This is a genomic window from Brevundimonas sp. (assembly GCF_027484365.1).
Lineage (GTDB): Bacteria > Pseudomonadota > Alphaproteobacteria > Caulobacterales > Caulobacteraceae > Brevundimonas.
Window position 1 is genome coordinate 180,056 of the sequence record NZ_JAIXTC010000023.1, and the last position, 14,769, is coordinate 194,824.

Consider the following 14,769-nt stretch of genomic DNA (forward strand, 5'->3'; position numbering starts at 1 on the left):
AGTTGACCTTTTAGTCACGCGTTAACTGCGACGGTAGAAATAGCGGAAAAAGCTAATGGATCGGAGGAAATTCCATGGCAGCAAAATCCGCATATCTCATCTTCACTCCAGTCGTTCTCGCAGCCGCCTTTACCCCGGCCCTCGCGGCTGAACCTGCCAGTGCGGCGGATGACGTCGTCGTCACCCAGGCCCAGGCGGCCCGCGCGCCGACCAGCACCCAGCAGGTGTTTTCGACCGGGGTTGCCCGGGGCCGCGACCCGCTCGACAGCGCGACGTCGACCAGCGCCCTGCGCCAGAGCGAGATCCAGGTGCTCGGGGCCCGTTCGCTGGGCGACATACTGCGGAACATCCCGGGGATCCGGACCGAGTCCTCGACCGGGGACGGGAGCTCCGCCTACACCATCCGCGGCCTGCCCCTGGCGTCCGGGGGATCCAAGTACATGCAGATCCAGGAGGACGGCCTGCCCGTTCTCGAGTTCGGCGACTTTTTCAACGGCGCGACGGACATCTTCATCCGGGCTGACTTCAACCTGTCGGCGGTCGAGGCGATCCGGGGCGGTTCGGCCTCCACTTTCGCCTCGAACTCGCCCGGCGGTTTGATCAATCTGATCTCGCGGACGGGTGACGTGGAAGGCGGCGCGGTCCAGTTCACCACGGGCCTCGACTACGACACCGACAGGGTGGATTTCCACTATGGCGCGCCGATCACTGACACCCTGAGGTTCCATGTCGGGGGCTTTTACCGATCGGGCGAAGGCCAGCGTCGGGTCGGCTTTGATGCCTACGAGGGAGGCCAGTTCAGGTTCAACGTCACCAAGCAATTCGCCAACGGCTACGTCCGCCTTTCGGGCAAGTATCTCGACGACCGTTCACCGCACTACCTGCCGGGTCCGGTCCGGATCACCGGCACGAACGACCGGCCGGTGTTCGAGAGCTTCAACGGCTATGACGTCCGGCGCGATTCCATGCTGTCAGGCCAGCTGGGCGATCTCATCACCTTGGACGCCAACAACAATCCTGTGCGTCTTCCGATCAGCCAGGGCCAGGACGCCCATGTGCGTTCGATCGGAGTGGAGTCCCAGTTTGACGTCCGCGACTGGCTGATCACCCATCGCGCCCGCTATTCGGAGGTCTCGGGCGGGACGACCCGCAACCTGGTCGCCAACATCTATTCCGGCGGCGCCCTGCCGGCGTCGCTGGGCGGCGGGACAGGCACGTTCACCTATGCCACGGGTCCGCGCGCCGGTCAGGTTATCTCCAACCTCGGCACCATGAACGGCAACGGCCTGGTGGTGGCCTCGGCGCTCAACCGGATCGATTCCAGTGATCTGGGCAACATCATCAGCGATCTTCGCGCGACCCGGGCCTTCAGCCTTCCCGGGGGCGAACTGACCCTGACCGGCGGCCTGTACAACTCGGTCCAGAACTATGAGAGCGACTGGCTGTACGGGAACCACCTCCAGGATGTGGCGGCTGACGGCCAATCGGCGCTGATCAACTTCACCAATGCCGCCGGCGTGCCCCAGTCCCAGGGCGGCTATCTGGGATTCAACCGTTCGGGGAGCACGGCCTTCTTCCGGCGGAAATACGATGTCCAGTACGAGATCGCGGCTCCCTACGGCTCGATCAACTACCGGTTCGGCCGGATCGCGATCGGCGCCAGCGTCCGCTACGACATGGGTCAGGTAAACGGCGAACTTTACGGGGCCGATCTGGGCGGCGGTCGGGTCGGTATTCGACCGTTTGACTTCAACGGCAACGGCGTCATCTCGGTGGCGGAATCACGGACCGCCTTCACCCCGCTCGATCGACCGGCGCCCGTCGACTACAGCTATGATTACATCAGCTATTCGACCGGGATTAATTTCCGGGTCTCGGAGCCGTTCGCGCTGTTCGCGCGGTACAGCCGGGGTGCCCGGGCTGCGGCCGACAAGGTGCTGTTCTCGAACAAGGTCAGCATGGTCGACGGCAGCATGCCCGATCCCGAGGACGGCTATGACGTCGTCGAACAGCTGGAAGGCGGCTTCAAGTACCGAACCCCGCAGCTGACGGTGAACGTGACCGGCTTCTCGGCCGATACCGAGGACACCAACGTCCAGGCCGGGGCGATCACCACCGACCGCGAGTACACCGCCTACGGCATAGAGACCGAGGTCGGCTACCGTGTGGGCGATTTCAGTCTGACGGGCGGAGTGACCTGGACACAGGCCGAGATCGTCAACGACAAGTTCAATGCCGCAGTGGCCGGGATGGTCCCCCGCCGCCAGCCCGACTTCATCTTCCAGGCCACGCCCCAGTACGAGACCCGGCAATTCACGGTGGGAGCCAACATCATCGGCTCGACCAGCAGCTGGGTCCAGGACGTCAACCAGATGAAGATGCCGGGTTACACCCTGGTGAACGCCTTCGTTCAGTTCCGGCCGATGGACCGGGTCCAGCTCATGATCAACGCCAATAACCTGTTCGACGAAGTGGCCTTCATCGAGATCACGACCCCGGCCGTCCCGGCCAACGGTATCGGTCTGGGCCGGGCCGCCAATGGTCGGACCATCTCGCTGTCGGCCCGATTCGACTTCTGAACGCGTGTCCCCCACTGCGCGCGCTGAAGAGGCCCCCGTCGCGGTTGCGGCGGGGGCCAATCGGTCTTCAAACGCTTTCGGGCCTTAGTTGGCCGGGGGCGTGGTGACCGGGGCCATGGCGCCTTCCGGAGCCGACGGCGAAGTGTTCGGCGTGTTCGAGGTGGTCATGCCGCCGTCGGCGTTGCCGGCTTGCTGCTCGATGCGGTCGGCCTCGGCGTTGAGGGCCGTTTCCTGGGATTCGGTCGGAGCAGCGGCGGCTTGCTGCTCCAGAGCGTCCGCCTGGACTTCGGCCTGCTTGTCGGCGGCCGATTCACCGCAGGCGGCGAGAGAAGCGGCCAGAGCCAGCGAAGCGGAGGCGATGATCAGTTTACGCATAGGGAATTCCCTTCCTTGTTGAGCCAGAAAAATGCGGCCCCTCACGGAAGGTTCACGTCGCCGTGACGAATAATCCGAACGCCGTTACCTCGCCTCGGCGAAGGCGACCCGGGCCGCGCCGAGCAGGGCGGCGTGCTTGTGGGTGATCACCCAGGTCGGGATGTCGGCCATATAGTCCTTGAACCGGCCCTTGCGCTCGAACCGCTGGCGGAAGGGACTGGCCTTCAGGAAGGGCAGGATGCGCGGCGCGATGCCGCCCGCGATATAGACACCGCCGCGCGCACCGGTGGTCAGGGCGATGTCGCCGGCCACGGCCCCGAGGATGGCGCAGAACCGGGCGAGCGTCGCGCCACAGGGGCTATCGGGGTCGGCCAGGGCGGTCTTCGTGATCTCGGCCGGATCCTCGATATGGGTCTCGCGCCCGTCGATCTCGGCCAGGGCCCGGTGCATGTTCAGAAGGCCGGGGCCGCAGATCAGCCGCTCGATCGAGACGCGGTCGTAACGGCGGCGCAGGATGCGCAGGATCTCGTCCTCGACCGTGTCGCCGGGGGGGAAACAGGCGTGGCCCCCTTCTGAAGGCATGGCCATCTCGCCGCCGTGGGCATCGCGCACCAGGGCCGAGACGCCAAAGCCGGTGCCGGGGCCGAGCACCGCGATCGTGGCATGCGGATCGCCGGCCTCGGGGCCGCCCAGCTTTTCCAGGTTTTCGGCCGGGATCACGGGCGCGCCCCAGGCCAGGGCCTCGAAGTCGTTGATCAGCTTGACGGGGTTCAGACCCAGGGTCTGGAGTTCGGTCTCCGACACGGCCCAAGGACTGTTGGTCAGGTCGATGGCCCCGTGCTCGACCGGTCCGGCCACCGCGATCACGCCGCCCGTCGGCTTGACCTCGCAGCCGTCGATGAAGGCCGCGACCCCCTTCAGGAAGGTCGGATACTGTTCCGCCGGAAAGCTCTCGTGATGGTCCAGGGCGATCTGGCCGTCGACCATTCGGGCGATGGCGAAGCGGGCGTTGGTGCCGCCGACGTCGCCGACCAGAAGCGTCTTGCCGTTACTCATGCGTCCACTGCCCTGTTCTGTACATTCGCGTCCGCTACGTCGCGGATCTCTGGTTGTCGGTCGGTCGGCTCGGCCACGAAACAGACCGAGGCCCCCTGTTCGGCCGAGGAGACGGCAGCGCGGAAGGCACCGAACAGCTCGCGGCCATAGCCCCAGCTCTGCACCGAGGCCGGCCGGGCCCGCTCGCGGGTGGTCAGGTCGGCGTCGATGGTCAGAACACCCGCCTCGGCGTCCAGCCGGACGACGTCGCCGTCCAGCACATAGGCCAGCGGCCCGCCTTCGAGCGCTTCGGGCGTGACATGGATGGCCGCCGGCGTCTTGCCCGAGGCCCCCGACATCCGCCCATCGGTGACTAGGGCGATCGGAACGCCGCGATCCTGCAGCACGCTCATCAGGGGCGACAGGGAATGCAACTCGGGCATTCCGTTGGCCTTGGGGCCCTGGAAGCGCAGGACGATGACGCAGCCCTCGTCCAGCTCGCCGCCTTTGAAGGCGGCCAGAACGTCTTCCTGGGCGTCGAACACCCGGGCCCTGGCCTCGATGATCCGATGCTGGGGCTTGACCGCCGACATCTTGATCACCGCCCGGCCGAGGTTGCCCTTGACCAGCCGCAGACCGCCCTCGGTGTCGAAGGGGTCGGAGGCGGGACGCAGAATGTCACGATCCAGACTTTCGGCGACCCCGTCCTTCCAGACCAGTTCGCCGTCGATCATCGCCGGTTCCTGGAAATAGTGATGGATGCCCCGGCCCATAATGGTGGTCACATCGGAGTGGATGTGGCCGGCTTGGGCCAACTCGCGCGCCACGAAGGCCACGCCGCCCGCCGCCTGGAAGGCGTTCACGTCCGCCGATCCGTTCGGATAGACCCGCGCCAGCAGGGGGGTGACCGACGACAGCTGGTCCATGTCGGTCCAGTCGATCAGCACCCCGGCCGCCCGCGCCATGGCGACAAGATGGATGGCGTGGTTGGTCGATCCCCCCGTGGCCAGCAGGGCCACGATCATGTTGACGACCGACTTCTCGTCGACGACGTCGGCCATGCGGCATTCGCCGGACTGGGCCAGTTCGACCGCCCGCTTGGCCGCCGCCGCCGTCAGGGCGTCACGCAGGCCGGTCTCCGGATGGACGAAGGCGGTCGAAGGCATGTGCAGCCCGCCCAGTTCCATCATCATCTGGTTGGAATTGGCCGTGCCGTAGAAGGTGCAGGTGCCGGGCGAATGGTAGGAGCCGATCTCGGACTCCAGCAGGGTCTGACGATCGACCTTCCCCTGCGCATACTCGGCGCGGACCCGGGCCTTCTCGGCATTGGGAATGCCCGACGGCATCGGACCGGCCGGGGCGAAGATGACGGGCAGATGGCCGAACGCGAGCGCACCCATGAACAGGCCGGGCACGATCTTGTCGCAGACGCCGAGCATGATCCCTGCGTCGAAGGCGTCGTGGGTCAGGGCGACCCCGACCGACATAGCGATCACATCGCGGCTGAACAGCGACAGCTCCATACCCGGCCGTCCCTGGGTGACGCCGTCGCACATGGCGGGCGTGCCGCCGGCCACCTGGGCCGTCGCCCCGACCTCGCGCGTCGCCTTGCGGATGACCTCCGGGAAGCGTTCGAACGGTTGATGCGCCGACAGCATGTCGTTGTAGGCGGTGACGATCCCGACATTGGGGGTCTTGCCCGACATGGCAGTCAGCTTGTCGGCGATCGTCTGGCCCGCAAAGGCATGGGCCCAGTTGGCGCAGGACAGCTTGGCCCGGCCGACGCCGGAATCCCGCGCGGCGTCCATCCGGCGGATGTAGTCGCTCCGCGTTTCGCGACTGCGTTCGACGATGCGGGCTGTAACCTCCGCGACAACAGGATGCAGCGCCATCAGTTGGCCTCCGTCCAGACGACTTCAAGCGGGACCTCGGCGGCGATCAGGGCCGCGATTGGTTGCACGGCCGGATCGCCCTGCGCCTCCCGCTCGAATACGGAACGCTTGGCCGCGCCTTTCAGGCCCAGGATCACCCGACCCGCGGTCATGAGGTAGGGCAGGTTGATCGAGATCCGCTCCAGGCTCGGAGCCATCCCGTCCCGCCCGTGCGGCACGCCCAGCACGGTGGGCTTCAGCGTCGGCGACAACAGGGTCTTCAGGGTCGGGCTGCCGGGGAACATCGAACAGATATGCCCGTCCTCGCCCATGCCCAGCAGGACCGCGTCGAACCGTTCTCCGGCCTCGGCCAGTCTGCGCGCCGCCACCGCCGCCGCCCGGTCGACCGTGACCTCGGAATGGTAGAGCGGGATGAAGGTCGCCTTCGCGGCCGGTCCCTGCAGCATCACGTCCTTGATCAGCCGGGCGTTCGACTCCGGGTCGCTCTCGGGCACATAGCGCTCGTCCACCAGGGTGACCGAGATCTTGTCCCAGCCGATGTCGGCCTGGGCCAGGCGGGCATAGACCGGGGACGGGGTCGAGCCGCCCGGTCCCGCGAACAGGGCCTTGCCGTTCCGGATGACCGCGGCGCCCAGCGTCTCCTCGATCCGCCCGGCGATCGACTGAGCCCAGGTTTCGAGCGTGGGGAAGGTTTCAAGTTCGACGGTCATCCCTGGGTGTTCCAGTCCCGGCCAGTTCGCACCATCAGCATGTCGGCGGCGTCGGGACCCCAGGTCCCTGCGCGATAGGGCTGGGGTTTCACATTGCCGTCGACCCAGGCCTGCGAGACCCCGTCGACCCATTCCCAGGCCTTCTCCGCCTCGTCACGACGCACGAACAGGGTCGAGTCGCCGTTCAGGGCGTCGAGCAGCAGCCGCTCATAGGCGATCCGGCGACGCGGCGGCTTGGCGTCCTTGCCACCGACGCCCCAGGACAGGGACATCTGGATCGGCTGAAGCTGCATCCGCTGATCGAGGCCCGGCTTCTTGTTCATCACTGTCAGGGAGATGTCCTCCTCCGGCTGCAACTCGATGACCATCCGGTTGGCGGTGTCCTCGTCGCGCGCGTCCTGGCCGAAGATCGAATGCGGCACCGGCTTGAACTGGATGACGATCTCGGTGCGCTTCTCGGGCAGTCGCTTGCCGGTCCGCAGGAAGAAGGGCACGCCGGCCCAGCGCCAGTTGTCGATGTCCACCCGGATGGCGACGAAGGTCTCGGTGTCGCTGTCCGATCCGCGTTCCTCGTCGTAACCGGGAACCCGCTTGCCCTCGACAGTGCCGGATACGTACTGGCCCCGGACGGTGGTGCGTTCGGCGTCCTCGTCGGTGATGGGGCGCAGGGACCGGATGACCTTGACCTTCTCGTTGCGCACCGAGTCCGGATCGAGGTCAGAGGGCGGCTCCATCGCCACAAGGCACAGCAGCTGCAGCATGTGGTTCTGCAGCATGTCCCGAAGCGCGCCGTATTCGTCGTAATAGGGCCAGCGGTCGCCGACCCCGACCGTCTCCCCGACCGTGATCTGGACGTGGTCGATCGAAAGATTGTTCCACAGTGGCTCGAAGATGACGTTGCCGAACCTCAGCGCGATCAGGTTCTGGACCGTCTCCTTGCCGAGGTAGTGGTCGATGCGGAACACCTGGTTCTCGCTGAAGGCGTCGGCGACGGCGTCGTCGATGGCGCGGAAGCTCTCCAGGTCACGGCCGACCGGCTTTTCCAGAACCACCTTGTCGTCGGCCTCGGCCAGCCCCGCCGCCCGCATCGCCGTGACGATCCGGGCGTAGAGCGACGGCGATACCGCCAGGAAGCTGGTGCAGGCGCCGGGCCCGACCTTGTCCTTCAGCGGTTTCAGGCTCTCGGCCGAGGTGGCGTCGACGGCCAGATAGTCGAGGCGGGCCTCCAGCCGGTTCCAGCTGACGTCGTCCCAGGCGTCGTCGGCCTTCGCCTTGCCCTCGACGGCGGCGCGGACCTTCTCGACGTACTCGTCGCGGCTCTCTTCAGAGCGCGCCGCACCGATGATCTTCAGCCCGTCCGGCAGCAGGCCGTCGTGCTCCAGAAAATAGAGCGAAGGCAGCAGCATCCGCATCGCCAGATCGCCGCCGCCACCGAACAGCACCAGAGCCGTCATGCCTGCTCCTCAAGTTCGCGAAGGCAGGACGCCCTCGATCAGTCCGCGTGTGTGGCCGGTCCCGCCCGCGACGCCAACACATCGAGAACGTCCTGAAACGACATTTGACGCGACCGTAACAGGACCAGCAGATGATAGATCAAATCTGCAGCCTCGGATGCGACTTCCTCATCGGGTCCCGCCGCGCCGGCCAGCGCCGTCTCCACGCCCTCCTCGCCGACCTTCTGCGCTGCCCGTTTGGGCCCCTGGGCCAGAAGCCTGGCGGTCCAGCTCGTCTCCGGATCGGCGGCTGCCCGTTTTGCGATGGTCCGTTCCAGTCGCGCGATTCGCCCGAGACCCGGCGCGTCGTCGTCGCCGAAACAGCTGGTCGTCCCCAGATGACAGGCCGGCCCCATCGGCCTGACCGCCACCACCAGGGCGTCGCCGTCGCAGTCGGGCGTGATCGACACCACGGTCAGCCGGTTGCCGCTCGTCTCGCCCTTGCGCCAGCGCCCGCCGCGCGAGCGCGAGAAGAAGGTCGCCTCGCCGCTCTCGACCGTCTCCTGCAGCGCCGCCCGGTCCATATAGGCCAGCGTCAGCACCTGCAGGGTGTCGGCGTCCTGAACGACGGCCGGGATGAGGCCGCCGCCCTTGGCGAAATCGAGGGTGTCCGGATTGATGGTCATTGTCTCACCTCGACACCCGACGCCGCCAGGAAGGCTTTCAGATCCGGCACCGCGATCTGGCCCGAGTGGAATACGCTGGCCGCCAGGGCGCCCGAGACATTGGCCCGGTCGAACACATCCAGGAAATGCGAGGTCGCCCCGGCGCCGCCGGAGGCCACCAGCGGAATGGTCAGTCGCGACCGCGCGTCAGCCAATTGCGCCGTGTCATAGCCCTTCCGGACCCCGTCCTGGTCGATGCAGTTCAGCACGATCTCGCCGGCGCCCCGCTCCTGCGCCTCCACGATCCAGTCCATCGTCCGTCGCCCGGCCAGCCGCCGTGCATCCGGGTCGCCGGTGTATTTGTGCACGACATAGTCGCCGTCCTCGCGCCGGCTGTCGACGCCGACCACGACGCACTGCGAGCCCAGCCGCTCGGCCATCTCGGAGATCAGCTCCGGCCGCTCCAGCGCCGGGGAGTTGATCGAGACCTTGTCCGCCCCGTTGTCGAGACAGGCCGCCGCCTGATCCACGCTGCGGATCCCGCCCGCGACGCAGAACGGAATGTCCAGTAGCCGGGCGATATCCCGCACCCAGCCGTAGTCCAGCGTCCTGCCCTCGGGGCTGGCGGTGATGTCGTAGAAGACCAGTTCGTCGGCGCCCTGGTCGCGATAGCGGGCGGCCAGCTCCGAGGCGTCGCCCATGTCGACATGTCCCTCGAACCGCACGCCCTTCACGACCCGACCGTCCTTGACGTCGAGGCAGGGGATGATGCGTCTGGCCGTCACTGGACAGCCTCGATGGCCTGTCGCGCCGTGAACCGGCCTTCGTAGATGGCGCGTCCGACGATGGCGCCGTCGCAGCCGATCGCCCTGGCCGCCAGAATGTCTTCGATCGAGGAGACCCCGCCGGACGCCTGGACCTTCAGCTCAGGTCGTCGCCGCAGAACCTCGGCCAGAAGCTCGAGGTTCGGCCCCGTCAGTGCGCCGTCGCGGCCCACATCGGTGATCAGCACATGCTTCAGCGTCCCGACCGGATAACGATCCAGCGCGGCCCACAGATCGACGCCCGCCGCCTCGGTCCAGCCTTTCAGCGCCGGCACCGGTACCCCGTCCGCCCCGACTTTCACGTCCAGGGCCAGGGTGATCCGGTCGGGGCTGAAATGCTCCAGCCAGCCGGCCACCACCGCGGGGTTGCTGACTGCAAGGGACCCGACCACGACCCGCGACACCCCGCCGCCCAGCAGGGCTTCGACATCGTCGATGTCGCGGACCCCGCCCCCGGATTGGATCTTCACGTCTATGCTCCGGGCCAGTTCGCCGATCAGTTCGTGCTGCATCGCCCGGCCGGCCTCGGCCCCGTCCAGGTCGACCACATGCACCCAGGTCGCGCCCTCGGCGCCGAAGGCCGCCAGTCGTGCGGCCGGGACCTGGTCATACTCCGTGACCTGGTCGAACCGCCCGTGCATCAGCCGCACGCAGACGCCGTTCCGCAGATCGATGGCGGGATACACGATCATGCGGGCAGCTCCAGGAAGTTTTTCAGTATCCGCGCACCGGCCTTCGCCGACCGTTCCGGGTGGAACTGGCAGCCCCAGCGATTGCCGCTGCGGACCATGGCCGGGACCTCGGCCCCGTAGTCGGCGCAGGCGATCGTCGCATCGGTGTCGGGACAGACGTAGGAGTGGACGAAATAGGCATAGTCGCCCTCGCAAACGCCTTCCAGAAGCGGATCATCCGCCAGACCACGCAGCTGCGACCAGCCCATGTGGGGCACCGGCAGGTCGTCACGCACCGGCATCCGCGTGACCCGTCCGGGGATGAAGCCCAGCATTGTCGCGCCGCCGTTCTCCTCGCTCTCGGCGAACAGGAGTTGCTGGCCCAGACACAGCCCAAGCAACGGCCGCTCAAAGCTCTTGATGACCTCGGTCAGACCCAGGGCGCCCATCCGCTCCATCGCATAGCCCGCCGCGCCGACGCCCGGCAGGACGACCCGCTCGGCGTCCGCGATCACAGCGGCGTCGGACGTCACGACGACATCGGCGCCCAGTCGCTCCAGCGCGAACTGGACCGAGGCCGTGTTGCCCGCGCCGAGGTGGACGACCGAGATCAAGATCCTTCTCCCCTCGGGGGAGAAGGTGGCTCGCGGAGCGAGACGGATGAGGGGGCACTGTCCGCACGCTCGATTGCCGAAGGCCGGTTCGCTGAACCGGCCCCCTCATCCGAGCCCTTCGGGCCCACCTTCTCCCCCGAGGGGAGAAGGAAACCGGACGCGCTCATCACAGCACCCCCTTGGTGCTCGGGACAGCATCGCCCTCAATCCGGATCGCCTGACGCAGCGCCCGGCCGAAGCCCTTGTAGACGGCCTCGGTCTTGTGGTGGTCGTCGTCGCCCGTGACCGAGATATGCACCGCCGCCCCCATGGCCTCGGCCAGAGAGCGGAAGACGTGGGCCGTCAGGTCGGTCCGGTACTCGCCGATAAAGGGGGTCGCGAATGAGCCCTCGAACAGGGGGTAGGGCCGCCCGGACAGGTCGATGGCGACATTGGCCTGGGCCTCGTCCATGGCCAGGATGAAGCCGTAGCGGGCGATCCCGCGCCGCTCGCCCAGCGCTTGTTTCAACGCCTGTCCGAGCGCGATGGCCGAGTCCTCGATCGTGTGGTGCGGGTCGGTGTGCAGGTCCCCCTCGCACTGCAGTCGCAGGGAAAACCCGCCGTGGGCTGCGACCTGCTCGAGCATGTGGTCGAAGAAGCCGACCCCGGTCTCGATCCGGATCGGTCCGGTGGCGTCCAGATCGACGGCGCAGACGATGCGGGTCTCTTTCGTATCGCGAACGGCCTGCCCGACCCGGTGCTGGCGGGTCTTGGTCGGTGCCAAACCGAGGGCGGTCAGCAGCCGGTCGTTGACCTCCGCCTTGATCGAGACCGGCAGCCTCACCCGGTCGCCGGACCGGTCCGCCGCCACGCCGTATCTCGCCAGTTCGGCCAGGGTCGCGTCGAGGTCCGATGGCCGCGTCATCAGGATAGGCCCGACGCCGCTCTCGACCACCATGACCCGGCCGATCTCGCGCACCAGTCGCTCGCGCTCGCGCCGCACGGCCGCGATCCGCTCCGCCGTCTCGATCATCCGCGAAGGATCCAGCGCCTGCATCGCCAGCCGTACCAGAGGCTCGGGCAGGGCATAGGGTTCCACCACCTCGGCCAGTCGCGCCAGGGTCTGCGTCTGTCCCAGGGCCGCCCCGACCCGCGCCCCGGCCAGCCCGTAGGCCAGCGACAGGCTGCGCAGGACGATGAGGTTGGCGTGGTCCGTGATCAGGGTCGCCGCCGACGGTGCGTCGGCGAACTCGGCCAGTCCCTCGTCGACGACCAGCAGTGCGGGCACGACCCGCTCCGCCATCTCGGCCACGGCTTCGGGAGAGCCCAGCGCCCGGATGACGACCGCTGCCCGCTCGCCGTCGCTCGCCCGATAGATGCGGCCCAGCCCTTTATAGGGTTCGGCGTCCGGCGCCTCGACCGACCGGCCGTCGCGCGCGGCCAGCCGCCAGACCAGCTCCAGCCCGTGAGTCAGGCCGCGGACGGCCAGCACCTGATCGGCTGCGACGCCATAGATCTGGGCCATCCGTGCCTGCAGCGCCGACGCCTCGCCGGGGTATTTCTCCAGACCCTCGCCGCCGGAAACGAGAGGGGACCAGGGGGCGGGCAGGGTCATGATTTGTCTCCTTCTCCCCTTGGGGGAGAAGGTGGCAGCCGGAGGCTGACGGATGAGGGGTAGGTGTCAGCGAACCGGGGGCTTCCCGGTGAGGGCTTCATGCGCGGACGCATACCCCTCATCCGTCCCGCTGCGCGGGCCACCTTCTCCCCCAGGGGGAGAAGGGAACTACAGAGTGATCTCATCCCACACTCCTCAGATCCGCCGCCCGGGCGTGGGCTTCCAGCCCTTCCAGCCGCGCCAGCCGCGCCGCGATCGGCCCCAGCCGTTCGGCGCCCGCTTCAGTCACCGTCTGCACCGACATCGAGGTCATGAAGTTGGAGGTGGTAATGCCGCCCAGGGTCCGCGCGCCGCCGTCGGTCGGCAGCACGTGGCTCGGTCCCGCCGCATAGTCGCCGAGCGTTTCAGCCGCCCAGCGCCCGACGAAGACCGCGCCCGCCGCCCGGATGGAGGGCACAAGCCTTTCAGCCTCCTCGACATGGAGGGCGAGGTGTTCCGGGCCGTAGAGGTTGGACACCGTAACCGCTTCGGCCAGATCCGCGACCAGCACCGCCCGGGCCTCGGCCAGAGACGCCCGCGCAATGGCTTCGCGGGGCAGGGTGGCCACCTGGTCCTCGACGGCGTCCAACACGGCGTCGATCGTCGCCTTGCAGTCGGCGACCAGCACCACCTGGGCGTCGGCATCGTGCTCGGCCTGGCTCAGCAGGTCGGCGGCGACCAGCTCCGCATCGGCGAACCGGTCGGCAATCACCAGCAGTTCCGACGGCCCCGCCGGCATGTCCGCAGACGGCCCACCGGGCAGGGAGGACGCATAGCGCTTGGCCTCGGCCACATAGGCGTTGCCGGGTCCGAACAGCTTGTCGCAGGCCGGGATCTCGCCGTCCTCAAGCGTGACGCCGAAGGTCATCGCCGCGATCGCCTGCGCGCCGCCGAGCAGCCACAGGGCGTCGAGCCCGGCCTCGGCGGCGGCGAGGATCATGGCCGGATGCGCCGATCCGTCCTTCGACGGCGGCGTCACGGCGACCCGGGTGGTCACGCCCGCGACGCCCGCCGGAATCGCCTGCATCAACAGGGACGAGAACAGGGGCGCCGTCCCGCCGGGCACATACAGTCCTGCCGCGCCGATCGGCCGCCAGACGATCTGCGAGCTCACGCCGGGGGTCGTCTCTATCCGCTTCGAGTCTTCCGGAATCGTCGCCTGATGGAAGACCCGCACATTCTCCGCTGCGACCCGAAGCGCCCGCGTGTCCGCCGGGGGCAGGGCGTCGCGGGCCGCCGAGACGGCCTCATCGGTGATGGCGATGCGCCGGGGCGGGGCCCCGTCCAGTTTGATCGCCCATTCGGTGACCGCCGCGCCGCCGCGCGCCTGCACATCGTCGAAGATGGCGCGCACGACATCGCCGACGCTCGTCTCAGAGCGCCGTTTCGGCCGAGCCAGCGCCTCGCGCCGCTCAGCCGTATCCAGTGATGACCAGTCTATCCGCTGCATCACATCATCTTCTCGATCGGCAGCACCAGGATCGCCGAGGCGCCCGCGCGCTTGAGCTTCTCCAGCGTCTCCCAGAAGACGGCCTCCTGACAGACGGCGTGGACCGCGACCGCGTCCTCGCGCCCCATCAGCGGCATAACCGTCGGCGCTCCGGCTCCAGGCAGGATGGCGGTGATCTCGTCCAGGGCCGAGCGCGGGGCGTTCAGCATCACGTATTTGGCGCCCTGTGAGGACACCACGCCCGCCATCCGCTCGATGATCGAGTCCAGCAGGTGCTGCAGGCCGGGCTCCGGCGCGACCGGCGACTGGATCAGCACGGCCTGGCTCTCGAACACGGTCTCCTTGGCGACGAGGCCATTGGCCTCAAGCGTGGCACCGGTTGAGACGAGGTCGCAGATCGCGGCCGCGAGCTTGAGCCGGGGAGCCACCTCGACCGCGCCGCGCATGACGACGATCTCGGCGTCGACGCCCTGCTCCTCCAGATACCGGCGCAGGATCTTGGGATAGGAGGTCGCGATCCGCGTCCCCTGCAGCGAGGTCGGCCCGGCGTAGTCGAGCGTCGGCGGACAGGCGAGCTTCAGGGTGCATTTGCCGAAGCCCAGCGGCATCACGACCGAGGCGTTGGCCCCGCCGTTCTTGCCCTCCTCCAGAACGTTCTCGCCCACGATGCCGAGGTCGCAGACCCCGTCGGCCACGAAGGTCGGAATGTCGTCGTCGCGCACCCGCAGCAGGTCGATCGGATAGTTCTCGACCTTGTACAGCAGGTCGTTGGCGCCCTTCACGACCCGCAGACCCGCATCGCGAACCAGGTCGAGGCTGCGGTCGGCCAGGCGACCGGATTTCTGCACGGCGATGCGAAGTCGCCCCTGTACGGTACTCATCTTGGTT

13 protein-coding genes are annotated in these 14,769 nt (G+C 67.8%); 1 reads left to right on the forward strand and 12 read right to left on the reverse strand.

The window, feature by feature from the left end:
* The first annotated feature begins 74 nt into the window (after positions 1-74).
* Complete coding sequence (locus tag Q0044_RS12645; RefSeq protein WP_366941121.1) at positions 75-2,579, forward strand: TonB-dependent receptor domain-containing protein; 2,505 nt, start codon at positions 75-77, stop codon at positions 2,577-2,579.
* Positions 2,580-2,663: 84 nt separating this feature from the next.
* On the opposite strand, the gene Q0044_RS12650 is transcribed toward Q0044_RS12645, so the two are convergent.
* The 12 genes from Q0044_RS12650 to hisG all read right to left on the reverse strand — a co-directional run bounded on the left by Q0044_RS12650 (position 2,664) and on the right by hisG (position 14,762).
* Complete coding sequence (locus Q0044_RS12650) at positions 2,664-2,954, reverse strand: hypothetical protein (RefSeq protein ID WP_298162707.1); 291 nt, start codon at positions 2,952-2,954, stop codon at positions 2,664-2,666.
* 84 nt (positions 2,955-3,038) lie between these two features.
* Positions 3,039-4,010 (reverse strand): glucokinase, encoded by a 972-nt coding sequence (gene glk, locus Q0044_RS12655; RefSeq protein ID WP_298162708.1) that lies wholly within the window; start codon positions 4,008-4,010, stop codon positions 3,039-3,041.
* Positions 4,007-5,881 carry a phosphogluconate dehydratase gene (gene edd / locus Q0044_RS12660; protein WP_298162709.1) on the reverse strand — a complete coding sequence of 625 codons (1,875 nt, stop codon included), beginning with the start codon at positions 5,879-5,881 and terminating at the stop codon, positions 4,007-4,009. Before edd ends, glk begins: the two co-directional genes overlap by 4 nt.
* Complete coding sequence (gene pgl, locus Q0044_RS12665) at positions 5,881-6,591, reverse strand: 6-phosphogluconolactonase (RefSeq protein ID WP_298162711.1); 711 nt, start codon at positions 6,589-6,591, stop codon at positions 5,881-5,883. The genes edd and pgl overlap by 1 nt, the downstream gene beginning before the upstream one ends.
* Positions 6,588-8,045 carry a glucose-6-phosphate dehydrogenase gene (gene zwf / locus Q0044_RS12670; RefSeq protein WP_298162713.1) on the reverse strand — a complete coding sequence of 486 codons (1,458 nt, stop codon included), beginning with the start codon at positions 8,043-8,045 and terminating at the stop codon, positions 6,588-6,590. Before zwf ends, pgl begins: the two co-directional genes overlap by 4 nt.
* A 38-nt stretch (positions 8,046-8,083) precedes the next feature.
* Positions 8,084-8,710, reverse strand: coding sequence for a bifunctional phosphoribosyl-AMP cyclohydrolase/phosphoribosyl-ATP diphosphatase HisIE (gene hisIE, locus Q0044_RS12675; RefSeq protein ID WP_298162716.1), 627 nt, complete (start codon positions 8,708-8,710; stop codon positions 8,084-8,086).
* Positions 8,707-9,474, reverse strand: a complete 768-nt coding sequence (gene hisF / locus Q0044_RS12680) for an imidazole glycerol phosphate synthase subunit HisF (RefSeq protein ID WP_298162717.1) — start codon at positions 9,472-9,474, stop codon at positions 8,707-8,709. The genes hisIE and hisF overlap by 4 nt, the downstream gene beginning before the upstream one ends.
* Complete coding sequence (gene hisA / locus Q0044_RS12685) at positions 9,471-10,205, reverse strand: 1-(5-phosphoribosyl)-5-[(5-phosphoribosylamino)methylideneamino]imidazole-4-carboxamide isomerase (RefSeq protein WP_298162718.1); 735 nt, start codon at positions 10,203-10,205, stop codon at positions 9,471-9,473. The genes hisF and hisA overlap by 4 nt, the downstream gene beginning before the upstream one ends.
* Positions 10,202-10,798, reverse strand: coding sequence for an imidazole glycerol phosphate synthase subunit HisH (hisH, locus tag Q0044_RS12690; RefSeq protein WP_366941122.1), 597 nt, complete (start codon positions 10,796-10,798; stop codon positions 10,202-10,204). Before hisH ends, hisA begins: the two co-directional genes overlap by 4 nt.
* Positions 10,799-10,964: 166 nt before the next feature.
* Complete coding sequence (gene hisB / locus Q0044_RS12695; RefSeq protein WP_298162719.1) at positions 10,965-12,392, reverse strand: imidazoleglycerol-phosphate dehydratase HisB; 1,428 nt, start codon at positions 12,390-12,392, stop codon at positions 10,965-10,967.
* Positions 12,393-12,573: 181 nt separating this feature from the next.
* Entirely contained in the window at positions 12,574-13,881 is a 1,308-nt protein-coding gene (gene hisD / locus Q0044_RS12700) for a histidinol dehydrogenase (RefSeq protein ID WP_298162720.1), read from the reverse strand.
* Entirely contained in the window at positions 13,881-14,762 is an 882-nt protein-coding gene (gene hisG, locus Q0044_RS12705) for an ATP phosphoribosyltransferase (RefSeq protein WP_298162721.1), read from the reverse strand. The genes hisD and hisG overlap by 1 nt, the downstream gene beginning before the upstream one ends.
* Positions 14,763-14,769: the final 7 nt, after the last annotated feature.